Origin of the sequence: Paenibacillus kribbensis (assembly GCF_002240415.1) — a bacterium.
Taxonomy (GTDB): domain Bacteria; phylum Bacillota; class Bacilli; order Paenibacillales; family Paenibacillaceae; genus Paenibacillus; species Paenibacillus kribbensis.
Genome location: NZ_CP020028.1, coordinates 2,478,084 through 2,499,629 on the forward strand (window position 1 = coordinate 2,478,084; position 21,546 = coordinate 2,499,629).

The 21,546-nt window shown below is 42.2% G+C and carries 28 protein-coding genes and 3 pseudogenes; 24 read left to right on the plus strand and 7 right to left on the minus strand.

The window, feature by feature from the left end; all coding sequences use genetic code 11:
• The first annotated feature begins 76 nt into the window (after nucleotides 1–76).
• The 8 genes and pseudogenes from glnA to B4V02_RS11255 all read left to right on the plus strand — a co-directional run bounded on the left by glnA (nucleotide 77) and on the right by B4V02_RS11255 (nucleotide 6,905).
• Nucleotides 77–1,405: a type I glutamate--ammonia ligase gene (glnA, locus tag B4V02_RS11220; protein ID WP_007430682.1), complete on the plus strand. Its 1,329-nt coding sequence runs from the start codon at nucleotides 77–79 to the stop codon at nucleotides 1,403–1,405.
• A gap of 56 nt (nucleotides 1,406–1,461) precedes the next feature.
• Nucleotides 1,462–1,777, plus strand: a pseudogene (locus B4V02_RS11225) (NucA/NucB deoxyribonuclease domain-containing protein); the annotation flags it as partial.
• 173 nt (nucleotides 1,778–1,950) lie between these two features.
• On the plus strand, nucleotides 1,951–2,751 hold the full coding sequence (locus B4V02_RS11230) for a discoidin domain-containing protein (protein WP_094154824.1): 801 nt from the start codon (nucleotides 1,951–1,953) through the stop codon (nucleotides 2,749–2,751).
• A 326-nt stretch (nucleotides 2,752–3,077) separates the two neighbouring features.
• Nucleotides 3,078–3,665, plus strand: a complete 588-nt coding sequence (locus B4V02_RS11235) for a hypothetical protein (protein WP_094154825.1) — start codon at nucleotides 3,078–3,080, stop codon at nucleotides 3,663–3,665.
• A gap of 409 nt (nucleotides 3,666–4,074) precedes the next feature.
• Nucleotides 4,075–4,575 carry a phage holin family protein gene (locus tag B4V02_RS11240; protein WP_425270784.1) on the plus strand — a complete coding sequence of 167 codons (501 nt, stop codon included), beginning with the start codon at nucleotides 4,075–4,077 and terminating at the stop codon, nucleotides 4,573–4,575.
• Nucleotides 4,553–5,512 (plus strand): GH25 family lysozyme, encoded by a 960-nt coding sequence (locus B4V02_RS11245; protein WP_094154827.1) that lies wholly within the window; start codon nucleotides 4,553–4,555, stop codon nucleotides 5,510–5,512. Before B4V02_RS11240 ends, B4V02_RS11245 begins: the two co-directional genes overlap by 23 nt.
• 2 nt (nucleotides 5,513–5,514) lie before the next feature.
• Nucleotides 5,515–5,967, plus strand: a complete 453-nt coding sequence (locus B4V02_RS11250) for a phage holin, LLH family (RefSeq protein WP_244188497.1) — start codon at nucleotides 5,515–5,517, stop codon at nucleotides 5,965–5,967.
• An 818-nt stretch (nucleotides 5,968–6,785) separates the two neighbouring features.
• Nucleotides 6,786–6,905, plus strand: coding sequence for a hypothetical protein (locus B4V02_RS11255; RefSeq protein WP_007430675.1), 120 nt, complete (start codon nucleotides 6,786–6,788; stop codon nucleotides 6,903–6,905).
• 333 nt (nucleotides 6,906–7,238) lie between these two features.
• On the opposite strand, the gene B4V02_RS26120 is transcribed toward B4V02_RS11255, so the two are convergent.
• Together B4V02_RS26120 and B4V02_RS26125 are read right to left on the minus strand one after the other, a co-directional pair.
• Entirely contained in the window at nucleotides 7,239–7,379 is a 141-nt protein-coding gene (locus B4V02_RS26120) for a hypothetical protein (protein ID WP_167383755.1), read from the minus strand.
• A gap of 42 nt (nucleotides 7,380–7,421) precedes the next feature.
• Nucleotides 7,422–7,583: a hypothetical protein gene (locus B4V02_RS26125; protein ID WP_007430673.1), complete on the minus strand. Its 162-nt coding sequence runs from the start codon at nucleotides 7,581–7,583 to the stop codon at nucleotides 7,422–7,424.
• A gap of 180 nt (nucleotides 7,584–7,763) precedes the next feature.
• Here B4V02_RS26125 and B4V02_RS11260 point away from each other — a divergent pair, with 180 nt between their 5' ends.
• Nucleotides 7,764–7,997, plus strand: coding sequence for a hypothetical protein (locus B4V02_RS11260; RefSeq protein WP_094156987.1), 234 nt, complete (start codon nucleotides 7,764–7,766; stop codon nucleotides 7,995–7,997).
• Nucleotides 7,998–8,019: 22 nt separating this feature from the next.
• On the opposite strand, the gene B4V02_RS11265 is transcribed toward B4V02_RS11260, so the two are convergent.
• A complete protein-coding gene (locus B4V02_RS11265) occupies nucleotides 8,020–8,451 on the minus strand; it encodes a hypothetical protein (protein WP_094154828.1) in 432 nt (143 codons plus the stop codon).
• A gap of 146 nt (nucleotides 8,452–8,597) precedes the next feature.
• On the opposite strand from B4V02_RS11265, the pseudogene B4V02_RS27090 reads away from it, so the two are divergent.
• The 10 genes and pseudogenes from B4V02_RS27090 to B4V02_RS26985 all read left to right on the plus strand — a co-directional run.
• Nucleotides 8,598–8,710 (plus strand): annotated as a pseudogene (locus B4V02_RS27090) (YolD-like family protein); the annotation flags it as partial.
• A gap of 122 nt (nucleotides 8,711–8,832) precedes the next feature.
• Nucleotides 8,833–9,468 carry a hypothetical protein gene (locus B4V02_RS11270; RefSeq protein ID WP_208618717.1) on the plus strand — a complete coding sequence of 212 codons (636 nt, stop codon included), beginning with the start codon at nucleotides 8,833–8,835 and terminating at the stop codon, nucleotides 9,466–9,468.
• Nucleotides 9,461–9,970: an accessory gene regulator ArgB-like protein gene (locus B4V02_RS11275; RefSeq protein ID WP_094154830.1), complete on the plus strand. Its 510-nt coding sequence runs from the start codon at nucleotides 9,461–9,463 to the stop codon at nucleotides 9,968–9,970. The genes B4V02_RS11270 and B4V02_RS11275 overlap by 8 nt, the downstream gene beginning before the upstream one ends.
• Before the next feature lie 4 nt (nucleotides 9,971–9,974).
• Nucleotides 9,975–10,097 carry an AgrD family cyclic lactone autoinducer peptide gene (locus tag B4V02_RS11280; protein ID WP_007430670.1) on the plus strand — a complete coding sequence of 41 codons (123 nt, stop codon included), beginning with the start codon at nucleotides 9,975–9,977 and terminating at the stop codon, nucleotides 10,095–10,097.
• Between the two features lie 211 nt (nucleotides 10,098–10,308).
• Nucleotides 10,309–10,425, plus strand: a complete 117-nt coding sequence (locus B4V02_RS25890; protein ID WP_157739731.1) for a sporulation protein YjcZ — start codon at nucleotides 10,309–10,311, stop codon at nucleotides 10,423–10,425.
• Between the two features lie 523 nt (nucleotides 10,426–10,948).
• Nucleotides 10,949–11,050 (plus strand): hypothetical protein, encoded by a 102-nt coding sequence (locus B4V02_RS11285; RefSeq protein ID WP_007430669.1) that lies wholly within the window; start codon nucleotides 10,949–10,951, stop codon nucleotides 11,048–11,050.
• 541 nt (nucleotides 11,051–11,591) lie between these two features.
• Nucleotides 11,592–11,708, plus strand: a pseudogene (locus B4V02_RS27095) (YolD-like family protein); the annotation flags it as partial.
• 117 nt (nucleotides 11,709–11,825) lie between these two features.
• Entirely contained in the window at nucleotides 11,826–12,539 is a 714-nt protein-coding gene (locus tag B4V02_RS11300; protein ID WP_043891052.1) for a hypothetical protein, read from the plus strand.
• A 28-nt stretch (nucleotides 12,540–12,567) separates the two neighbouring features.
• Nucleotides 12,568–13,020, plus strand: coding sequence for an accessory gene regulator B family protein (locus B4V02_RS27210; RefSeq protein ID WP_425270789.1), 453 nt, complete (start codon nucleotides 12,568–12,570; stop codon nucleotides 13,018–13,020).
• Nucleotides 13,011–13,142, plus strand: coding sequence for a hypothetical protein (locus B4V02_RS26985; RefSeq protein WP_007430668.1), 132 nt, complete (start codon nucleotides 13,011–13,013; stop codon nucleotides 13,140–13,142). Before B4V02_RS27210 ends, B4V02_RS26985 begins: the two co-directional genes overlap by 10 nt.
• Nucleotides 13,143–13,367: 225 nt before the next feature.
• Here the strand turns inward: B4V02_RS26985 and B4V02_RS26990 are convergent, their stop codons facing one another.
• The 3 genes from B4V02_RS26990 to lexA all read right to left on the minus strand — a co-directional run bounded on the left by B4V02_RS26990 (nucleotide 13,368) and on the right by lexA (nucleotide 14,661).
• Nucleotides 13,368–13,496: a hypothetical protein gene (locus B4V02_RS26990; protein ID WP_279628274.1), complete on the minus strand. Its 129-nt coding sequence runs from the start codon at nucleotides 13,494–13,496 to the stop codon at nucleotides 13,368–13,370.
• 38 nt (nucleotides 13,497–13,534) lie between these two features.
• Entirely contained in the window at nucleotides 13,535–13,705 is a 171-nt protein-coding gene (locus tag B4V02_RS26135) for a hypothetical protein (RefSeq protein ID WP_167383756.1), read from the minus strand.
• A gap of 329 nt (nucleotides 13,706–14,034) precedes the next feature.
• The gene (lexA, locus tag B4V02_RS11310) at nucleotides 14,035–14,661 is read right to left on the minus strand and encodes a transcriptional repressor LexA (RefSeq protein ID WP_007430665.1); all 627 of its coding nucleotides are present in this window, start codon (nucleotides 14,659–14,661) and stop codon (nucleotides 14,035–14,037) included.
• Between the two features lie 190 nt (nucleotides 14,662–14,851).
• On the opposite strand from lexA, the gene B4V02_RS11315 reads away from it, so the two are divergent.
• From B4V02_RS11315 to B4V02_RS11330, 4 genes are all read left to right on the plus strand, one after another.
• The gene (locus B4V02_RS11315) at nucleotides 14,852–15,232 is read left to right on the plus strand and encodes a LysM peptidoglycan-binding domain-containing protein (protein WP_094156988.1); all 381 of its coding nucleotides are present in this window, start codon (nucleotides 14,852–14,854) and stop codon (nucleotides 15,230–15,232) included.
• Nucleotides 15,233–15,339: 107 nt separating this feature from the next.
• Nucleotides 15,340–15,546 (plus strand): DUF896 domain-containing protein, encoded by a 207-nt coding sequence (locus B4V02_RS11320; protein WP_007430663.1) that lies wholly within the window; start codon nucleotides 15,340–15,342, stop codon nucleotides 15,544–15,546.
• A gap of 124 nt (nucleotides 15,547–15,670) precedes the next feature.
• Complete coding sequence (locus B4V02_RS11325; protein ID WP_094154833.1) at nucleotides 15,671–16,180, plus strand: hypothetical protein; 510 nt, start codon at nucleotides 15,671–15,673, stop codon at nucleotides 16,178–16,180.
• A gap of 163 nt (nucleotides 16,181–16,343) precedes the next feature.
• Nucleotides 16,344–17,138 carry an HAD family hydrolase gene (locus tag B4V02_RS11330; protein WP_208618728.1) on the plus strand — a complete coding sequence of 265 codons (795 nt, stop codon included), beginning with the start codon at nucleotides 16,344–16,346 and terminating at the stop codon, nucleotides 17,136–17,138.
• Nucleotides 17,139–17,241: 103 nt separating this feature from the next.
• Here B4V02_RS11330 and B4V02_RS11335 read toward each other — a convergent pair whose 3' ends face one another.
• Nucleotides 17,242–17,784 (minus strand): 1,2-dihydroxy-3-keto-5-methylthiopentene dioxygenase, encoded by a 543-nt coding sequence (locus B4V02_RS11335; RefSeq protein ID WP_094154835.1) that lies wholly within the window; start codon nucleotides 17,782–17,784, stop codon nucleotides 17,242–17,244.
• Nucleotides 17,785–18,064: 280 nt separating this feature from the next.
• On the opposite strand from B4V02_RS11335, the gene metH reads away from it, so the two are divergent.
• A complete protein-coding gene (gene metH, locus B4V02_RS11340) occupies nucleotides 18,065–21,505 on the plus strand; it encodes a methionine synthase (protein ID WP_043891051.1) in 3,441 nt (1,146 codons plus the stop codon).
• Nucleotides 21,506–21,546 lie beyond the last annotated feature (41 nt).

Sequence of the window (21,546 nt, forward strand, 5' to 3'; positions counted from 1 at the left end):
TCTACATTTTGGACTCATCATTTAAGGAATTTATGGAACAGCTGATTACTGTCGCTACAGAAAGGGAGAGGTTAGTGTGAGTTATACCAGAGAAGATATTCTTCGGATTGCGAAAGAAGAAAATGTTCGTTTTATTCGTTTGCAGTTCACAGATTTGCTGGGCACTATTAAAAACGTTGAAATTCCAGTTAGCCAACTGGAAAAAGCATTGGACAATAAAATGATGTTTGACGGTTCTTCCATTGAAGGTTATGTGCGCATTGAAGAATCTGACATGTACTTATATCCGGATTTGGACACATGGGTTGTATTCCCTTGGGTAACCTCAGATCGTGTAGCTCGTTTGATCTGTGATATTTACAAGCCGGACGGAGTTCCGTTTGCAGGTGACCCGCGCGGTATTTTGAAGCGTGTACTTAAGGAAGCGGAAGAGCTGGGATACACTTCGATGAATGTTGGACCTGAACCGGAATTCTTCCTGTTCAAAACAGATGAAAAGGGCGAGCCGACCACAGAGCTGAATGACCAAGGCGGATATTTTGACCTGGCACCAATGGATCTCGGTGAAAACTGCCGTCGTGAAATTGTTCTTAAGCTTGAAGAAATGGGCTTTGAAATTGAAGCATCCCACCATGAGGTTGCACCTGGTCAGCATGAGATTGACTTTAAATATGCGGATGCGATCAAAGCAGCGGATCAGATTCAAACATTCAAGCTCGTTGTTAAGACGATTGCACGTCAGCATGGTCTGCATGCTACCTTTATGCCAAAACCTTTGTTTGGTGTGAATGGCTCCGGTATGCACTGCAACCAGTCATTGTTCAAGGAAAATGAGAACGTATTTTATGATGAAACGGACGAACTCGGATTGAGTCAAACAGCCCGCCACTATATGGCTGGTATTCTCAAGCACGCACGTGCAATGGCCGCAATCACGAATCCGACGGTAAATTCATATAAGCGTCTCGTACCAGGCTATGAAGCGCCTTGTTATGTTGCCTGGTCCGCAAGTAACCGCAGCCCGATGATTCGGATTCCTGCATCTCGTGGCCTGAGCACTCGCGTCGAAGTTCGTAACCCTGACCCGGCTGCGAATCCGTATTTGGCCTTGGCTGTGATGCTGAGAGCTGGTTTGGATGGCATCAAACGCCAACTGCCTCTGCCAGCTCCAATTGATCGTAACATCTACGTTATGTCCGAGGAAGAGCGCATCGAAGAAGGCATTCCAAGCCTGCCTGCAGACTTGAAGGAAGCCTTGTCGGAGCTCATTCGGAGCGAAGTCATCTCTGACGCACTGGGCGACCATGCTCTGGCATACTTCTACGAGCTTAAAGAAATTGAATGGGACATGTACAGAACACAGGTTCACCAGTGGGAACGTGATCAATATCTGACGTTGTATTAAAAGGTAGAATCCCTTGGCGCTCTAAGCGTTGAGGGATTTTTGCTTTGGGGGGGGATATGCTAAAGTTCCCAAGTTCATGCTACCCTGAAACCGGAGTGCACATTAGGGATGCTATTGCGGCCGGACATTCTGCGGTATGTACGATTGACCGGGATGGAGCCGAGGAGAATCGCAGAGAGTCTTTGAATTGCTATCCGACTAAAAAGGGATATGATCGTGACGAATGGCCGATGGCTATGTGTTCTGAGGGTGGCGCAGGTGCAGATATAAGATACATAAGCCCTATAGATAATAGAGGAGCTGGATCATGGGTAAAGCCATCAGTTGGATAAATATTTAGATGGAACAAAGGTAAGATTCATAGTGAAATAAGGATGAGGGACTCTACAGGTGTGTTTGGCTGATAGAGTCTTTTTTTCGTACCCAATAAAAAATAAATATGCAAATATTTGGGTCATATTTATAGATTAGCAAGTTTATGTTTAAACACAATTCCTCAATTAAATTATTCTTAGTTCTATTAAAAGTATTGGAGGATTATCCTAATGAAGAAAACATGTATTACAATTTTATTTTTAGTCCTTTTATCTCTTCCGTTATCAAATGTTTTTGCTGCTGAAGCAGAGTATTCAGAAAATTTAATTCCCAAAATGACATCTAACACTTTGCCATCTGGAGTGGCAAGTGCAAGCAATGAGTATTCGTACGCATATGAGGCATTTAACAAGGGATTTGTTACTATTTCTAGTGCGTGGACATCAAGTACAACTTCTGCTTGGTTAAGATATGACTTTTCCAATCCTGTAGTTATTGAGCAATATGTTATATACCCACAGACGACAGCGACTGACCGAGCTCCTAAAGATTGGACTTTCGAAGGCTCAAATGATGGGATTACTTGGAACGTTCTAGACACTCAGTCAAATATAACTGGATGGGTAAATAGCACTCCAAAAAAATTCTCTTTTTCTAATTCTAATTCATATAAGAATTATAGAATTAATATTACAGCCAACAATGGAAGTCAGTATCTAGCTCTTAGCGAATTAGAGATGATGTCTAAGGTATCAAGCTCCACTCCTAATCCAGAGCCAACTGAACCGGTTCCAAGCGGAGACCGTGCAATTCTGGTAGTTACTATGACTACCGGCTTGGAGAAGGAATTTGACCTAAGTATAAAAGAAGTCAATGACTTCATTGCATGGTACGAAAGCAAGCAGGCTGGTTCTGGATCTTCATACGCGATCAACAAGCACGATAACAATAAAGGTCCATTCAGCAGTCGGAAGGACTATATGCTGTTTGATCGTATCCTGACGTTTGAAGTAAGTGAATACTCTAAATAAAATGAAATCCCTGCTAACCTTAATTGGTCGGCGGGATTTTTTTAGACGGTAAACTCCGTGAACATCGGACCGTAATAACCCCGACAGGTAGGGTGTCTTTCTTTTTACTTTTAAACCAGCCTGATGCAGTGTGAAATTTTACAAAAAGAATCCATTTCTACCAAAAAATCATTGGAAACAATTGACTTCTTCTAACTGTTTACCGATAATATTAACAAGGGGTTATTGCTATTCTACTAGAAAACGTCACTCATTTTGAAAATAGGTCTTTATGCTCGGATAGCAATTCATACCACCTTAATAATATTTTTTGGAGGTAAAAGAGTATGAGCATGAAAAAACGTTTAGGTGCAATGTTACTGGCGGTATCCATGAGCGCCGCAATGTCCATGACTGCATTTGCAGCGGAGCCGAATGTTAAGGTATCCACCAATGCGGCTGGTGAAACTGTCTATAGACAGACAGTGGATGCACAGTTAAGTGCCGCTCCCAATGCTTCCAGCAGCAGTAGAACAGTGAGCGCCAGCAAAAGCCTAGGGTTGGCATTAGCCCCCGGCAAAAGCGGTTTTTCCGATCAGGTTAGCTTCCGGTTTACGTCATTGCCTCTTAATGCCAAGGTAAAGTCGATTGAGATTGACCCAGGAAGAGGAATTATCAACAACAACAATAGAAATCTGCTGGGGACGGTTGTTTTTTCTAATTTGAATGTATCCTCTCCTAGCGGCAAATCTGCTACTATCGCATGGAAGCCCAGTGGAATGACTGAGAGAGCAAGTTTTCTAGATCAGGAAGCACGTGGTACATGGACAGCACAGGTCTTTGGAACAAACATTGCAAGTTCTACCGGAGATAGATGGTTCGGTAGCCTTTCTTATAAATCTGTTGAAATGACTATTTCCTACGTTTTGGAATAATCCGTTAGGCTGGGGCGGGGTAATCCTTTTGGATTGTCCCGCTTCATTCTTTCTGTCATTCATCTTTACTTTCCCCAGAACTATCCTGCCCATTAACTAATCGTATGGCCTGTCTACAACTTTTTATTCACTGAGAAATATTTCCCTTTAAAATCCGCAGCGTTATAGCAACAGTACCAATTTAAGATATAAGTAGGAAAGCCTCTGATAACTCAGGGGCTTATTTTGCGTCTCAAGGAGCTGTAATTGCTTCGCAGCCGCATAAGCGTAAGGAGATTCTTAACGCCCTGGATACACGGTGGGAAATGCATTAGCAGAGATACAGTTCCAAGAAGAAAAAAATCAGAGGCTAAACGATGATAGCTCAGGAAAAGTTTCCTGAACGCGCTCTTCTGAGTGCGCTATTTTTATGGCTTTTCGCCTTATATTGAGTAAAAAGAAACGGGGGAGGCAAGTGGACAAGTCGGAGATTTATAAATTTAGCGCTGCCTTTGGTGGGAGCGCGATAACGTATCTTTTTGGAGGATGGTCATTTGCTCTGGCTGCACTTCTTACATTTACAATAATTGATTATGTGACTGGATTAATTGCAGCTGGTGTAGAAGGTAAGAAGGGCACCGGACCTGGTTTAAAAAGTAAGATCGGTCTTATTGGTATCGCACAAAAAGTGTTTATTTTTGCAATGGTAGCAGTATCCCACCTAATAGATGGAGTCTTAGGCGATTCGCATCTATTCCGGGATGCGGTCAGCTACTTTTATTTGGCCAATGAATTGCTGTCGATAGTTGAAAACGGCGGTAGGATTGGTGCTCCTGTCCCATCAATTATCCGGCAGGCTGTAGAGGTTCTAAAAAGTAAAAGTGGTGAGAAGGAAGGGGACGGAGAAAATGCAAGCAAGAAAAAAAGGTAACGCGCAAGGGATAGATGTATCCCGTTATCAGGGAAAGATTGATTGGAAGGCAGCGAAGGAAGACGGCATATCGTTTGCCTTTATTAAAGCGAGCCAAGGACAGCGCTACGTCGATCCAACATTCATTACGAATGCAAAAGGTGCGAGAGCAGCCGGGATTCTGCTGGGAGCTTACCATTTTGTAGATGCGACCAGTGTCAACACAGCAAAAGCGGAAGCAAGGCATTTCGCTGAGGTGCTGGATCAGGTGGGCGGCGCAAAAACGCTGGATTTACCAGCGGTGATGGATTATGAAAACAATCCGGGTGGACTTAGCTCAGCCGCGATTCACGAGGTTGCACTCGCATTTTTAACGGAGTTTGAACAGGTAAGCGGCCGCAAGCCGATGGTATATACGGGCAACGCCTTTGCTGCCCATTTCAAAGCTCCGCTGGGTAGCTATAAGCTGTGGATCGCACGCTATAGCACGCGTGTGCCCAATGATACCACGACATGGAAGCGCTGGGATTTATGGCAATACAGCGATAGCGGCAAGGTGAATGGAATTAAAGGAAATGTGGACCTGAATGAGTTTGACGGCACGGTAGACGAATTACGGACATGGTTCAATATGAATCCTTCCGTATCCAAAGAAGAGCATGCGACTGTTACGGATGGATCATTCCAGATTAACGGAGAGAATGCGGGTAAGACGCTACTGTTTGGCGGAAAGACCTACGTTCCGCTGCGCGAGTTAGCGAACGGCTTGGGATTGGGTTTCAAGTGGGATAACACACATAAAGAGGCATATTTAAACGGCAGTAAGCTTCAAGCTGTTCAGTTAGTGGACGGAAAGGCATACGTGCAGCTGCGCCCGATTGCTGAGGCATACGGAGCTGTAGTGTCTTGGGATTCAAAATCAAAAATTGCTGATTTGAAAACGAAAGGGGATAAATAATCATGCAAACTCAAACTATTATTGAAAATGTACAACCATACGTAAGTACCATTGCTACAGCAGCTATAGGTGTACTGACAACCATTATTTTAGCTGGACTGAATACAGTGAAGGTAAAAGTGAATGCCTGGCTGGATGCTCGTACCACGGCAGCACAACGTGAAGTAATTCATAAAATTGCTGGAGAGGCTTTCGCTTTTGCTCAAACAGCTTTTAAGCAGGCCGGAGGAGAACGTAAGCTTCAGGAGGCTTTACAGTATGCCACACTACGGCTTACCGAGCAAGGTATTACAGTGTCGGTCGTGGAGCTTAGGGCAGCTATTGAAAAGGTATATTTGGAATATAAGCCCAAGACAAAGACAGTGTTGACTACCGAAACACAGCCGAGTGAAGAGGCAAGACAAGCGGCAGTTAAGGAAGCTGTATCGGGTCTGGCTGCAAAGCTTGGCGCGTGAAGTGCACCCCTTAGAATAGACATTGGAATAACCCCCTGGTTTATCCGATGAAATCTAGGGGGTGCATTTTTTATCCCAGCGAAAAAAGGAACAAAGTTTAATGAGTATACGTTTGAAACCAAGGTAGAGGCTCCGCTCACAAATTCGCCTAAAGCGTCGCTGCAACTATGCTTCTTTTACGGAAGGTCGTGTGGCGAAAAATCTGCTAAAACAACAGCAAAAAGACGTGACTGGCCTCATCGTTTACAGCGACCAGGGATTCCAGTGCACGTCCCATACGTACCATGATATGCTGCCAAAGGTTGGCGCCCGAATCAGCATGTCTCGCTGAGGCACAAAGAAGAATAGAAGAATATATTTGATTTTACAACCAAAATCGACCACAACGAAAGTTAAATAAGCTGCCTCCGAAAGAGTATCGGAAGCAGCTTATAGCCTAGGGTCTTTTTTCAGTGTCTATAAAATGGGGTCTTGACACTCTACTGGCTTCAGACGATGGGATGTTTTTTTGTTTACCTAGAAGTCCACTCTCTAAACAGTACCTTGCATAGCCTGTGGAGTAAGCAAAGGAGGCCTACGTGTGAAGGGAAAGGAAAGAGATTGTGGAGAAAATGTCGGGGAAGTTTGGAAATCGATAGTTGCTATCTTGGCACTGTTTATTTTGTTGGTAATCATCTTGAAATTAATCCATTTATAAAGATTCTTAGGCTCTACCGGGTTATCCGGTACGAGCCTTTGTTTTGTCTACCAATATGCCCTGTCATAGAACGTATTTATACATATATTAAAATGTACCACAAGTAAAGGAGGTTAGAGACATGGGTGCATATGAAGGTGCAGGCACAGGTGCATATGGCGGCGGTATGTGGACTTCTACAGCGGCAATTTTGGTGCTCTTTATCCTGTTGGTTATCATCACTAAAGCATGTTGGGTTTAATTTTGTGAAAAGAACTGTTGAATAATACCGCTTCACTTGGCTCCTTTTTAAGGATGGTAAAAAATTGATCTAATGAACACTAGGCTATTTCGCAACGGTCACAGTATTCGCTGTTCTTTTGTTAGCTAAGTTCTTACCAATTACATGGCGGATTCCGTCATAATAGTAGCTGCAGTTATTGGGATATTTTATTCGAAAAAACGAAATACTCGAATAACAAAAAGCCCAGCCAACCTTACATGGTCGGCTGGGGAATATTTTTAGGCTCTTTTCGTGAAATTATTGCTAAAAGATTTGAAATGGAGCAATGCCTTTGCCCCACTGAAAACATTATTAATGTTTTTTCTTTTTGACATTTACGTTGAACAAATTGGCAGCCAGCGCATTGCCTTGTGCACGCGCGAACGCTTTTTGTTTTGACCAGATCGATAAGCTTTTTCTTTTCACATGGTGTTTGGAATGTCTTCTACTCATAGAAATCACCTCCCTTCATAGGAAATGAAGGTACGGATGGTCTTAGTGGTGCTTTTTGCGTTTGGATATTTTGATGTTCAGTGCATTGGTTGCCAAGGCATTACCGCTCCTTGCTTTAGCAGCTGCAGCTTGAAAGATTTTAACGACCAGAAATTTGTTTTTACCGACACGGTGTTTGAACGTTTTTACTCTAGTTCGAATCATCTGCATACCCCCTCTGCTAAGGTATACTTTATTTATATGCCAGTGGCGATAGCGATGTATCAGCATGAATCTATTAACAGGAAAAAGAAACTATTACCTAATAAATAGTTTTCCATGTCCCATATTAACTATATGAAACTCAACATATCGTCATATTAGAAGGCTGGGATCGTGATCAGCATGAACCATACATATATAGTGTTAAAATCGGATATCGAACTATTTTCAGCTGCATTAAGTCGGGTAGGAGTGTATGCAGTACAGCCGTTAAGTGATGATTTGATAGAGGTTGTGGACTATGGCGGACCAGTGGAGAAGTACACTTCTCAGTCCGTAAAGATCAATGGATCGTATTTCTTACGTAATCAGTTTGAATTTAGAGTAGATGTGAAAAAGGACTCCGCTGGTTTGTAGCCGATAAGGAGTCCTTTCTTGTTTATTTAGTTGAATACTCGCCTTCAAACGTGAGTATTTTATTGAAGATCACATAGTCTTTACGGCTGCTGAATGGTCCTTTGTTGTTATTGTGTTTATCAATCGCATATTTGGAGGGGCCGGTACCGGCATCTTTTGCATCGTACCAATTCATGAAGGCATCCACTTCCTCCATTGAGAGATCATATTCTTTTTCCAAACCAGTTGTTAAAGTGATAGTAAGGATGGCGCGATTCCCTTTGGGTTCTGGTTCACTAGGATTAGAACTACTATGGACAATCGCGGAAACCTCATTTGATGCCTGAGCCTCATTGCCGTTAGAAATAGCCGTTACTCTATAGTAATATGTTGTGTCTAACCTAATATTGATGTCAGTATACGTTGCATTAGTAACATTGCTAGTGATTTTATCGTATGGACCGCCGGATACCAAAGATCTTTGGAGAGTATAACTCTCTGCCCCTTCAATGGTGTTCCAACTAAGTAAAATATTATTTTGCTGAGCATTTGCAGTTAAGTTAATCGGACCAGTCGCTAAAGTTCCATAGACTTCAAAATCATAAATATTTGCTGACTCCCCAGCTACGTGGCATTGTAACAGTAATCAACACTGCTAGACGTGAAGTAAAGCTGTCTCGCGGGAAAGATGATTATAGGGGGTTAAGTTGGAGGATATTATATCGGCATCGTAAAAAAATACCTCACATAATACATAAAATATTCCATTTATATTGGTAAATGGATTGCCTCGAATTGGCAGAAAATGTAGTATTAAGGTGTGTTTGTTACCAATTACATGAAGGGGATATGTGTTATGTGGGAGCCTATTAGGTTCTTGCTGTTTTCAACTGTAGAAACAATGGCTGCATTAACGCTTATGCTTTCTATTTTTAGGTTAAAAGCTGTAAAGTATGTGTTGCCGGCTTTGTTCATAGGTCTTGTTATGAATCTTCAAAGTTACATTTTAAGAGAGGAAATGTCTTTATCCTATTTGGCTCCTGCTATAAGCACATTGTTGTACATATTACTTATAACGACAGTTGTCAGGGTGCCTATACTGTGGGCTGCGATTATCTCTATCACAGGGACGTTTTTGTACACGCTTGTTCAAGCAATAATGATAGGGTTGTTTTTTGGGGGCGTAGACACTGCTGATCTACAAAATAGCGCTGAAGGGTCTTTGCTGCAAGCCATTACGAGCGCTTCGGTTTTTGCGATATCATTTGTATTGTTAAAATTTAAAATTGGCTTCATCGCGGATTTTGAGCGTTTGCGTTTAAAGTGGGAACATGTACTAGTTATTGTTTTTATAGTAGGATCGCTCATGGCATCAACATTCATGTTTTATTATAATGATCTGTTTCTGATGATACTATATGTCTCTATGGCCGCTGGTTTATTTTTATATTATGCGCTCAAAAAAGAAAGGGAAGAACTTGAGGATGATTGAGACTTTGGCTTTGAGAATGGCAACTCATATAAAATCTACAATCCCTGATCATCCGGCGTCGGTAGCTGTGTTAAAGCATTCATTATCCATAGTTCTGAATGTTGCTTTTATTGTCTGTTTGACCATGGGTGCGGCGTTGCTTACAGGCAAGGTTAAAGAAGCCTCTTTAATGTTAGTCATGTTCGCAATACTTAGACAAATTACAGGCGGGATACATCTAAAAACAGGTATTGGATGCGTACTTGTTACATCTATCGTATGTACCGCACTATCATTTTTTACTCTTAGCTACAAATTGAGCATTGGTGCAACGATATTAAGTATAATCCTGATTTTAATCTATGCTCCGTCAGGGATTGAAAAGCAGTCGCGTATTCCTAAACGTTATTACCCGCTCTTAAAAACCATCGCTGTATTACTGGTCGGAACAAACTTGGTATTCGCCTCGTCTATACTAGCGATAAGTTTCTTGATTCAAAGCATTACTCTTATAAGGAGGTGAGAATGTGAAGAAATACATTTATTCAACGTTTGCAACAAGTTTGGCCGCTCTTGCCATGTTTTCTGTAAGTGTAGCCAGCTTAGCGTTCGTTTATAATCCAGAACCACCGGAAGAACTGATGAAATAAGGTGTGATTTTATGCATACCGTTTCAACAACGCCAAATGCGGAACACTATACAAGTTGAATTTTTACGGATAATACTTACCGCATAAATTGGAAAGCATCGGTAGCACCCTGCTGGCTCAAGCTGGTGGGGTGTTTTTTTGTTTACCTTGAAGTCCATTTCCTAAGCAATACCTCGCATAGCTTGTAGAGTAAACAAAGGAGGCGTTACGTGTGAGGAGAATAGAAAAAGGTGGCGGAGAAGCTGACGGGAAAGTTTGGACATCGATAGTTACGATCTTGGCACTGTTCATTTTGCTGGTCATCATCTTGAAATTAATTCTTTTATAAAGATTCTTGGACTCCACCGTCATTTTTGCAAATTGCCGTTTAGCCCTGTCAAATTCTTTAATAACACATACTGTGTACAGTATCTAAAAAAAAGGAGGAGTTTATGTGAGTGAATGTGGACATGAGCATAAGGTCAAACATTGTGGTGCTTTCACATCGACGAGTGCAATTTTGGTGCTCTTTATCCTGTTGGTCATAATTACTAAAGCATGTTGGATTTAATTTCGTGAGCATAGCCACACTATTCGCTGCTCTTTGGTTAACTAAGTTCTTACCGTATGCATGGCAATTCCTGCCATAATAGTTGTTGCGTTTATTGGGTTTTGTAGACCTAGCGGGATTGTCAGTAACGGGGATTGTTCGAATTAGCACTGGAATGACTAAGGATGATAAAACTGTTAGAAAACGAGTGAATACCTTATCGGCTTCGGCTGGTAGGGTATTTTTTGTTTACCCACATGCCCTGTCATAGAATGTATTTGTTCATATATTAGAGTATCAACAAATAAAGGAGGTTAAAGGCATGGGTGCTTATGAAGGCGGCGGCGGTGTATGGACTTCTACAGCAGCAATTTTGGTGCTCTTTATTCTGTTGGTTATAATCACTAAATCAATTTGGGTTTAATTTGTGTAAAGAACTGTTGGATAATGCCACATCAATTAAGATTAACGGAACTTATTTCTTCCGTAAGCAGTTCAAATTTAGAGTAGATCTAATAAGGACTCTAGCGGTTTGTGACCGATAGGAGTCCTTATTATTATTTATTCGAATATCTCGTCCACATCGCTTGATTTACCAAGTTTTCGCCTTGTAATGTGACTTGAATACCATTTATATCTTTCTTGGAAACTTGACTATAATTATTATAAACTCCGCTAATATCCTCGCTGCCTTCGGCTACTCTATAATTAATTTTCTCCTTACCATTACTATAATCAGCCTCTATAACTGATTTTCCAATTACTTGAATCAAATTTTGCCAAAACAGGCCTGCTGATTAACCAGATTATGTAGTTTGAATTGATTCATACTCAAGTGTAGTCATATGATAGATGCGAATCATCCATTCAACCGATAATCTATCCAGAAGCAGCAAGCGAGCAAATCGAACAAAAGAAAGGTCAGCATGACAGGGGAACGAGTTATGATTCATTTGATGATGCATGAGGAACTGTGTGGCAACATAATAGTAATCAACACCACTAGATGCGAAGTAAAGCTGTTACGTTGGGAAGAGGATTTTAGTTGGATTAAGCTGGAGGATATTATATCTGCATCTATAGAAAATATTTACCTTACATATATCATAAATATTTCCAATTGTACGGTTAATTGCATTGCCATACGCCGAAAATTAAATATACAATAGTAGAAGCCTAATTCAAGGACGGTGTTTCATTTGTTATCTGCTTTATTGTATATCCTACTCGGTGTGTTTGATGCCATAGCATCTGTTACTTTGGTCCTGAAGCTTTATATGCTACCTCTGTGGGAATATCGGAAAAGAATACTTATTTATGCAGTAGTTATAGCTTTGTTCTCCTATTTGATGCGAGTAGTTGTTGGGATGCCAAAGTTAGATTTGCCACTACAATATATTTTTATGATTATATTTTTTAGGTTTGGGTTGGGAATAAAAACACATTTGGCAGCCTTCTCAACTGGAGCTGGGTTGACGGCATATATAAACTTGCAACTCATAGTATTTTTATTTGCAAATTTCTTTGGAATAGCCCAGCCTGAGGTAATACAAGATACTGATGGACTCTCCATTTACTTTATACAATTGTTTTCTATTGTTGTTGTTTTTTTAATTTCATTTTTAATGAGCAAATATAATTTTGGATTTTCATTTATCGTACAACCTCCGCATGATTTCCTGAGAGGGAAAAGCTACTCTTCCTCCTTAAATAAAATGTTGATTTTTGGTGCGATAATATCTGCTATAACTATTTCTATAACTTTATACATGCTCTACAATTCTATTGCAATAGGTCTTCTTTCCATTTCTTTATTAACATTCGGTATATCTTATTTCTTTTCAGAGAAAGGGGATTATGAGGATGCTAGAAGCGCTATCCAGGCGCATCGCGGCAGAAATAAAGAGATCTGATCCTGATGGTCCAACAAGTTTAGAGGTGATGGAATATGCGCTTGCAATAAAACTTACTGAAATCTCAACGATAATTTTTGTTTCCATTATAGGATGGTTTACAGGACATTTTTTCGGAGCATTATTGGCTCTTGGGAGCCTGATGCTAATTAGAAGATTCTCGGGAGGAATTCATTTTTCCAACCTCAATTTCTGTGTTTTTTTTACAACGATAGTATGCACCATCATTCCTTTTATTCCCCTGAGTTTGTCGGTAATTTTAATTACTAATGTTTGCTCATTGCTGATATTTATTGCTTATGCACCGAATCATTTTATTTATATTAATAAGACTGAGAATCACAAATATTATAAACTAATATGTATTTTTATTTGCATGTTGAATTTTTTCGTACAATCATCCATAATATCCCTATCCTGTGTTGTACAATCTTTCAGCATTCTGCCTTTATGGAGAGGAGGTGAACGTAAATGGATATGAAATTGGCAAGATTATTGAATGTAAAATTGGGTAAATACGCTGATGAATCAACCAAAAAAGAAAAAACAATATTTGGAGCTAAGCCAGTACCAGCAGAGTTGAAGAAAAAAGAAAAGAACTAATTATTTGGACTGTCTTGAGCTCCTTTTTAGAAGGAAGTGGAAATGGGCTCTCGATCAATATGATACCATACTAAAATGTGAAATCTCTTAGCGCTCTGAGCGTTGAGGGATTTTTTCGAAGAAGGACGATACATTTTAGCAGTAGCATGAGGAGTCTGTGGCAAAGTGGACGTGTGAACAAAAAAAGCAGGAAGAATCCTTCCCGCTTTTTGCTGACAACGGCTATTAACGTCTGCGTCGTCCATCATTTACGTTAAACAGGTTAATAGCCAGCGCGTTACCTACTGCACGCGCGTTGGCTCTTTGATTGGAACGGATGTTTAATCTTCTTCTTCTGTTTCTTCTGCTCATCATATCACCTCCCTTCAAATATAATGAAGGTATGGTTGAACTTACTCGTCTTCATCTTTACGCTTGCGCTTGGAAATTTTGATATTCAATGCATTGGTAGCCAAGGCATTACCGCTCTTTGCTTTAGCAGCTGTAGCCTGAAAGACTTTAACGATCAGATATTGGTTTTTTCCGATGCGCTGCTTATATGTTTTGACTTTACTTCTGATCATCTGGCATGTCTCCTTTGCTTAGGTCTGCTTTATACATATGTCAATAGTGCTAGTAATGTATAAGCATAAATCTATTGAAAGCAAAAAGAAGCGAATACCTATGATTCTAAGAATTTATAAAAAAACGTATAGGTATAAAATGAGTGAAAGATCCTTTGAAAGAGGGAGGTTTTTTATAGCTGATAAAATGGTTTAAGCCATAGCTGCTGAAAAGGAAAGAATAGTTATTAGTTACATAGATGAACATAAAATCAATCAAAAACCGGCTTGCCCTAGGCAGCCGGTTTTTGAGGTAGTGGATAAAATAACGGGGAAGAAAAAGTGATAAATCAGTGGAAGTCCCGGAAGAGTCCTACAACCTTGCCCAAAATGCTGACATGCTTCAGGCGAAGCGGTTCAAAGGCTGGGTTCTCTGGTTGAAGCCGGATATGATCTTTTTCTTTGTAGAAGGTTTTAACCGTTGCTTCATCTTCATCTGTCATGGCTACAACAATATCACCGTTATCAGCAGTTTGTTGCTGACGTACAATTACATAGTCACCGTTAGCAATACCAGCTTCAATCATGCTTTCGCCTACAACAGATAACATGAATATTTTATCCTCACCAACAAAATGTTGGGGAAGAGGAAAGTAATCTTCGATATTTTCTGTCGCCGTAATAGGAAGACCGGCAGTTACTTTACCGACAACGGGAACACGACTAATGGAGTAATTAATCAAATTGCTATTATCCGCCTCGTCTTGGCCAAGTAACTCAATGGCCCGTGGTTTCGTTGGATCGCGACGGATGAGTCCTTTTTTCTCTAAACGGTCCAAATGACCGTGAACCGTAGAGCTGGAGGCTAATCCGACAGCCTCGCCTATTTCGCGTACAGAAGGGGGATAGCCCTTTAGACGCACTTCATTGCGGATAAATTCAAGAATGGCCTGCTGGCGGCTCGAAATCTTAGACATACCGTATCAACCCCATTTAGTAACGTTTGGGAAAATTATAGCATAGAACCTCCGTTCGCACAAACATAAGTTCTAAATAATCTCTAAAAATATTTGCGAACTTTTGTTCTGTTGTCTATTGAACAAAACAAACGTTCGTGTTATATTGTGAAAAAACATAAGAACAAACGTTTGGAGGACGCAGCCAATGATGAGATATAGCACATATCAAAGTATTTTTCCGATGAATTTAGAAAAGATGCAGGAGAATCAAAAGAAAGGGAGCAAAGGATTTTCACAATTGATTGCACAGATGATTACCAATACTCTCTTACTTAAGCTTCTCATTCTAGTTATTGTTGTTTGGATTGCAGGTGCAGGCGTTTTGACAGTTTTCGCAGCACCTTCAGTTCCGAAGGTAGAGGTAACCAAGCTGACAGTACAGCCTGGGGACACATTGTGGCAGATTGCAATCAAACATAAACCGGAACGAATGGATACACGAGTATATATAGAAGGAATTGTACGGATTAACGGGCTGGAAGATCGGGGAGTGCAGGCAGGTCAGGTGCTCAAGCTTCCGTACTTCTGATCTATACACCGTTAGGGCTTGTTAGGGGCGTGATGTGGGAACCTTGACAAGCTCTTTTCTACATGTCAAAGTGTATTATATCTTTGCTTTTATGGAGGGGACATAATTTGGATATAGACAGCTTGGTACAGCGCATCAATGAATTAGCGCGCAAAGCAAAATCCGAGGGATTAACGGAAGAAGAAACTACAGAGCGTGCCAATCTTCGGGAAATTTATTTAGGTAACATTCGCCGTAATTTTCGGCAACAGCTTGAAACGATTGAATTTGTGGACGATGATACGCCAAAGGGTAATGGCGGGCTTAAGCATTAATGTCGCCAGGGCGGCTTGACCTGCATAATTTGACTTTTGTTTTTAGGTATCTTTCGCGGTATCTATATAGATTAGCTTTCAAGCAAACGTTTTGATGCAATATATATGGGAAGGGAATTGACAGATGGCCCGATCATTTGAAAGAAAAGTACGCAAAAACACAGCGCATTTAAACAAAACGCGCAAAAAACAAGGCATGCAAACCATTAGCGGTACGGGTTCTGCAATGGATATTTTCCGCGGCCGTAATATTACTGTGCCTATCATGCTGGCTGGCCTTGCCGTATTATACATGCTGATGAGTTACTTTCTGACCAAGACCGGTATGAGAGGAATGGATTGGCTTGTATTCGGCTTGTACTTGATGCTGGCTGTTATCTTTTTTATCCGTCGTCCTTATTTGAAGGTCGGGAAGAATACGCTGTATATGCTAAAAGGCGGCAGAGAACGTCCTATGACGGTAGAGGATATGAAAGCCATTAAGATTGAAAAGGGCTACGTAACGATTGAAAGAAAAGGTAAGGGCGGCAACTTTATTTTAACAAAAACATTGGGTCGCTATGACACGGATGCCATTGCAGAGCGACTTGAGAAGTTTGCGTTATCCAATCAGGTGCAGGTTGAGAAGAAATAACAGATATCACCTGTAGCTCTGTATGTAAGGCCGCATGCTGTTATTTCATATAACACGTTGCGGCCACTTGCTTAATGTCGGCACATCATATCGGAATGCTTGTGAGACGTAACTATGCACAACAGGTGTTACATATAACGTGGAAAGAGAGTGGATAATTCAGATGGCGATTCAGGCGGTAATGTTTGATCTTGATGATACGCTTTTGTGGGATGAACGTAGTGTGGAAGAGGCGTTTGACGCAGCATGCCAGACAGGTTCCCGGGAAGCAGGCGTTGATCCGAAGACTCTGGAGGAAGCAGTCCGCAAGGAAGCACGCACTTTGTATGAGTCTTATGAGACCTTTAGTTTTACTCAGATGATCGGCATTAATCCGTTTGAAGGGTTATGGGCGAACTTTTCGGCAGGTGAGCAGCCTGAGTTCCGTCAGTTGGAACAACTGGCTCCTGTTTATCGCAACGAGTCATGGCGTAGAGGCCTTCAGCAGCTAGGAATAGATAATGAGGAGCTGGCACAAAAGCTGGCTACCCAATTTGCTGCCGAAAGACGCGCACGTCCCCATGTATATGAAGAAACATTTGAAATTCTGGAGCATTTGAAAGGACATTACAAGCTGTTATTGTTGACAAACGGCTCCCCTGACCTACAACAGGAAAAACTGGATGGCGTACCTCAATTAGCGCCTTTTTTTGATCATGTTGTCATTTCAGGTTCGTTTGGTAAAGGAAAGCCTGATCCGTCTATATTCCAGCATGCTTTAGGGCTTCTTGGTATCGAGCCTGAACATGCTTTAATGGTAGGGGATAAGCTGACAACTGATATTCAAGGGGCTTTGGCAGCTGGTGTGCACTCCGTGTGGTTGAACCGAAACGCCAAAACCAATACGACAGAGATCAAGCCAAAGTTTGAAATCAAGCATCTGTCTGAATTGGACGGAATTATTCAATCGTTAAAGTAATAAATAAAGAGCTTTTTCCATAGAAACGAGTATTAAAAACTCCCTCCGCTCAGTGTGCTTTGAGTAGAGGGAGTTGTTTTATCTACAATAGGATAAGCTCACATTAAGCTTTAATAAATGACGGATCTTCAAAAGGTTCGGCAATCCAGCCATTCTCTTCAATGAACAAGCGGACTGCGACGATCTTCTGATTTTCCATTAAGGTGAAGAAATGAGGGATATTTTCAGGTACAGAAATAACGTCACCCGGTGAAAGCTCTACATTGAAGTAGCCAATCTCTTCAGGACCTTTAATGATGAAAATACCTTTGCCGCCAACGATGGCACGGATTTCATCCTCGGTATGGGTGTGAATTTGTTCAAATTTGGCTAGCAGCTCGTCCAGATTTGGTGTTGCTTCAGATAAGGTGATAACGTCCCATATTTTATATCCGCGACGCGCGGCCAAATCCTTGATTTCAGGTTCAAAGGTTTGGAGAACAGCGGCTTTTTGCTCATCTGTTAGTATAAAATTTTCTTGCAGCTCCCCGGACAATTTGGAAACGTCCCAATGTTCATACAGGACTTCGTGACTTTCCAAAAATTCACGGACTTGTTCCTCACCGCTAATTCGTTCATTGGTATTGCGAATTAAAATTTCAGCCATGGGTTTATCCCTCTTTTCCACTTGGTTTAATATTGTATACAGGATATCATGTCTTGAATCGTTGCACAATACAGGTTTACAACATTTTATGCTGAATGACTCTAGCTAAAAAATACGGATTGAAGCCTGTCTTTCTAACACAGTAAATTATAAAATGGATTACAGGAGTAGTTATTATAAAAGAGTAAGCTGTATAAAACGTATGTTTTTACTTCAATCTATCTAAATGATACGGTTTCTGCTAAACTAGGATTTAACGTTTTGCGGGGGTGAAGAGATTTTGGACAAAATTAGCTTGCAGGAAGCGTTACAACGAAGAATACTACTTCTTGACGGAGCCATGGGGACCATGATTCAGCAGGAGGATCTTTCCCCCGACGATTTCGGTGGGGAAGAGCTGGAGGGCTGCAATGAGATGCTGGTCTTAACGAGACCGGACGTCATTCAAGGCATCCATGAAGCATACTTGGAGGCCGGGGCAGACCTGATTGAAACGAACACATTTGGAGCTACATCTGTCGTTTTGGCGGATTATGATATACCAGAACGTGCACGTGAGATTAATCTGGCTGCGGCCAAGCTGGCGCGTAACGCGGTGGATAAATTCAACACTGCGGACAAGCCCCGTTTTGTTGTAGGAGCGATGGGGCCGACGACGAAAACCTTGTCTGTAACAGGCGGAGTTACGTTTGCGGAACTGATTGAGAGCTATCAGGAGCAGGCCTTGGCGCTGATTGAAGGCGGCGTGGATGCACTGCTATTGGAAACGTCACAGGATACACTTAACGTCAAAGCGGGAAGCATCGGAATTCGCCAGGCTTTTGAGCAGACGGGGATTGAACTTCCGCTAATGATTTCGGGTACCATTGAGCCTATGGGCACGACGTTGGCAGGGCAAAATATCGAATCCTTTTGCATATCACTGGAACACTTGCATCCGGTATCGATTGGTCTGAATTGTGCTACAGGTCCAGAGTTTATGCGGGATCATATTCGCTCTCTTTCCGAGATGTCCTCAGCAGCGATTAGCTGTTATCCAAATGCGGGCTTGCCTGATGAAAATGGTCAATACCATGAATCACCTGAATCATTGGCTCGTAAAATGGCCGCATTCGCTGAAAAAGGTTGGCTCAACATTGCAGGGGGATGCTGCGGTACCACACCTGAACATATTCGGGTTATGAGTGAACAAATGGCACAATTTGAGCCGCGTCCGCTGGCAGGTCATCATCCTCCAGCAGTATCCGGCATTGAGCCTGTATATATTGAACAGGACAATCGTCCTTATATGGTCGGTGAGCGAACGAATGTTCTGGGCTCCCGCAAATTCAAGCGTTTGATCGTGGAAGGCAAATATGAAGAGGCATCTGAAATTGCACGCGCTCAGGTAAAAAGTGGGGCACATGTCATTGATATTTGTGTGCAGGACCCGGACCGCGATGAAATGACGGACATGGAAGCATTTTTGAAGCTGGTTGTGAACAAGGTAAAAGTGCCTCTGGTGATAGATACCACGGATATTAAAGTCGTAGATAAAGCGCTGCAATATTCGCAAGGCAAAGCAATTATTAACTCCATTAATTTGGAGGATGGTGAAGAGAAATTTGAGAAAATGGCTCCGCTTATTCATAAGTACGGCGCGGCTGTTGTAGTCGGCACGATTGATGAACGCGGTCAGGCTATTTCGCGTGAGGATAAGCTGGAGGTAGCCAAGCGTTCTTATGATCTGCTGGTGAACCGTTACGGTCTGGCGGCGGAGGATCTCATTTTTGATACGCTCGTATTTCCAGTAGGTACAGGTGATGAGCAATACATTGGCTCAGCAAAGGAGACGATTGAGGGCATTCGCATTATTAAAGAAGCGCTTCCCGGGGTCCATACCATCCTGGGCATCAGTAACGTATCCTTTGGTTTGCCGGAAGCGGGCCGTGAAGTGCTCAATTCTGTCTATTTGTATGAATGCACCAAGGCAGGTCTGGACTATGCGATTGTAAACACGGAAAAGCTTGAACGTTATGCATCGATTCCTGAGCATGAGCGGAAGCTTGCCGAAGACCTGATTTATAAAACGAATGACGATACTTTATCTGCTTTTGTGGCAGCTTTCCGTAACAAGAAAGTAGAGAAAAAAGAAAAGGTATCCAATCTTTCGCTCGAAGAACGCTTGGCTTCTTATGTAGTGGAGGGAAGCAAGGAAGGACTGATTCCCGACCTGGAGCAGGCACTCGCCAAATATTCCTCGTTGGAGATTATTAACGGTCCGCTCATGAAAGGGATGGAAGAGGTAGGGCGCCTGTTCAACAACAACGAGTTGATCGTTGCGGAGGTGCTGCAAAGCGCTGAAGTAATGAAGGCGTCGGTTGCCTATTTGGAACCGTTCATGGAGAAAAATGAATCCTCGGTAAAAGGCAAGATTTTGTTGGCTACGGTTAAAGGTGATGTGCATGATATTGGTAAAAATTTGGTGGAGATTATTCTGTCCAACAATGGTTACCAAATCGTGAATCTGGGTATAAAAGTACCACCAGAACGCATTATTGAAGCTTACCGTGAAGAAAAGGCCGATTTGATTGGCTTATCCGGCTTGCTTGTGAAATCGGCCCAACAAATGGTACTAACCGCCCAGGATTTGAAAAATGCGAATATTGATATTCCTATCATGGTTGGCGGAGCTGCTTTAACGCGCAAATTTACTAAAAACCGCATCCGTCCTGAGTATGATGGTCTGGTTGCTTATGCGAAGGATGCTATGGATGGTTTGGACATTGCCAATAAGCTGATGGACCCTGAATCCCGCAAAAAAATGGCGGAGGAAATGGAGGCTGAACGAGAGGCAGAAGCCGCAACAGTCGTGGAAACCAAGCAGCTTCCTAAGCTTACTCGGGCTGTACGCTCTAAAATTGCTCAGGATTTGCCTGTCTATATTCCACCGGATACGGATCGCCATGTTCTGCGCAACTATCCGTTAAACTATATATTGCCTTATGTAAATATGCAGATGCTGATGGGGCATCATCTAGGCTTGAAAGGAAACGTCGAGAAGCTGCTGGCAGAGGGCGATCCCAAGGCGACCCAGCTCAAGGATACGGTGGACAGCATCATGTTTGAAGCTGTTACAGACGGAATTATTCAGGCACATGCCATGTATCGCTTCTTCCCGGCGCAATCGCAAGGAGATCAAATCCTGATCTATGACCCGTCTGATGTGAGCAAGGTATTGCACACATTTACGTTTCCACGTCAGCAAGTGGAGCCATACCTGTGCTTGGCCGACTTCCTGAAATCTGTAGAATCTGGAGTTATGGATTATGTAGGTTTTATGGTTGTGACTGCCGGTCATGGAATACAGCAGCTCTCTACCCAGTGGAGAGAACAAGGAGATTACTTGCGCTCTCATGCGCTTCAAGCGGTAGCGCTCGAAGTGGCAGAAGGTCTGGCGGAGCGGCTTCATCATATTATCAGAGACAGCTGGGGCTTCCCGGATCCTGCCGATATGACGATGAAGCAGCGGCATGGAGCCAGATATCAGGGCATTCGGGTATCCTTTGGTTATCCGGCATGTCCGGATCTGGAGGATCAGGGACCGTTGTTCCAGCTGCTAAAACCTGAGGACATTGGCGTTGAGCTGACAGAAGGGTTTATGATGGAACCGGAGGCTTCTGTATCAGCCATGGTGTTCAGCCACCCTCAGGCGCAGTATTTTAACGTCGAAAAGGTTTAACACCTCTATCAGATAGGATAGCAAAGACCCTCCGAGCTTCG

Excerpts from the sequence above, each read along its gene's own strand:
- lexA (WP_007430665.1), bottom strand. The coding sequence starts at position 14,661 with ATGTCTAAGATTTCGAGCCGCCAGCAGGCCATTCTTGAATTTATCCGC.
- B4V02_RS11260 (WP_094156987.1), top strand. The coding sequence starts at position 7,764 with ATGAACCATACATATATAGTGTTAAAATCGGATATCGAACTATTTTCA.
- B4V02_RS26120 (WP_167383755.1), bottom strand. The coding sequence starts at position 7,379 with ATGAGTAGAAGACATTCCAAACACCATGTGAAAAGAAAAAGCTTATCG.
- B4V02_RS11235 (WP_094154825.1), top strand. The coding sequence starts at position 3,078 with ATGAGCATGAAAAAACGTTTAGGTGCAATGTTACTGGCGGTATCCATG.
- B4V02_RS26985 (WP_007430668.1), top strand. The coding sequence starts at position 13,011 with ATGGATATGAAATTGGCAAGATTATTGAATGTAAAATTGGGTAAATAC.
- B4V02_RS11230 (WP_094154824.1), top strand. The coding sequence starts at position 1,951 with ATGAAGAAAACATGTATTACAATTTTATTTTTAGTCCTTTTATCTCTT.
- B4V02_RS11250 (WP_244188497.1), top strand. The coding sequence starts at position 5,515 with ATGCAAACTCAAACTATTATTGAAAATGTACAACCATACGTAAGTACC.
- B4V02_RS11325 (WP_094154833.1), top strand. The coding sequence starts at position 15,671 with ATGGCCCGATCATTTGAAAGAAAAGTACGCAAAAACACAGCGCATTTA.
- B4V02_RS11240 (WP_425270784.1), top strand. The coding sequence starts at position 4,075 with ATGGCTTTTCGCCTTATATTGAGTAAAAAGAAACGGGGGAGGCAAGTG.
- B4V02_RS11270 (WP_208618717.1), top strand. The coding sequence starts at position 8,833 with ATGTGGGAGCCTATTAGGTTCTTGCTGTTTTCAACTGTAGAAACAATG.
- B4V02_RS11335 (WP_094154835.1), bottom strand. The coding sequence starts at position 17,784 with ATGGCTGAAATTTTAATTCGCAATACCAATGAACGAATTAGCGGTGAG.
- B4V02_RS26990 (WP_279628274.1), bottom strand. The coding sequence starts at position 13,496 with ATGATGAGCAGAAGAAACAGAAGAAGAAGATTAAACATCCGTTCCAAT.
- B4V02_RS27210 (WP_425270789.1), top strand. The coding sequence starts at position 12,568 with ATGGAATATGCGCTTGCAATAAAACTTACTGAAATCTCAACGATAATT.
- B4V02_RS11255 (WP_007430675.1), top strand. The coding sequence starts at position 6,786 with ATGGGTGCATATGAAGGTGCAGGCACAGGTGCATATGGCGGCGGTATG.
- B4V02_RS26125 (WP_007430673.1), bottom strand. The coding sequence starts at position 7,583 with ATGATTCGAACTAGAGTAAAAACGTTCAAACACCGTGTCGGTAAAAAC.
- B4V02_RS11330 (WP_208618728.1), top strand. The coding sequence starts at position 16,344 with ATGGCGATTCAGGCGGTAATGTTTGATCTTGATGATACGCTTTTGTGG.
- B4V02_RS11245 (WP_094154827.1), top strand. The coding sequence starts at position 4,553 with ATGCAAGCAAGAAAAAAAGGTAACGCGCAAGGGATAGATGTATCCCGT.
- B4V02_RS11285 (WP_007430669.1), top strand. The coding sequence starts at position 10,949 with ATGGGTGCTTATGAAGGCGGCGGCGGTGTATGGACTTCTACAGCAGCA.
- B4V02_RS26135 (WP_167383756.1), bottom strand. The coding sequence starts at position 13,705 with ATGATCAGAAGTAAAGTCAAAACATATAAGCAGCGCATCGGAAAAAAC.
- B4V02_RS11275 (WP_094154830.1), top strand. The coding sequence starts at position 9,461 with ATGATTGAGACTTTGGCTTTGAGAATGGCAACTCATATAAAATCTACA.
- B4V02_RS11315 (WP_094156988.1), top strand. The coding sequence starts at position 14,852 with ATGAGATATAGCACATATCAAAGTATTTTTCCGATGAATTTAGAAAAG.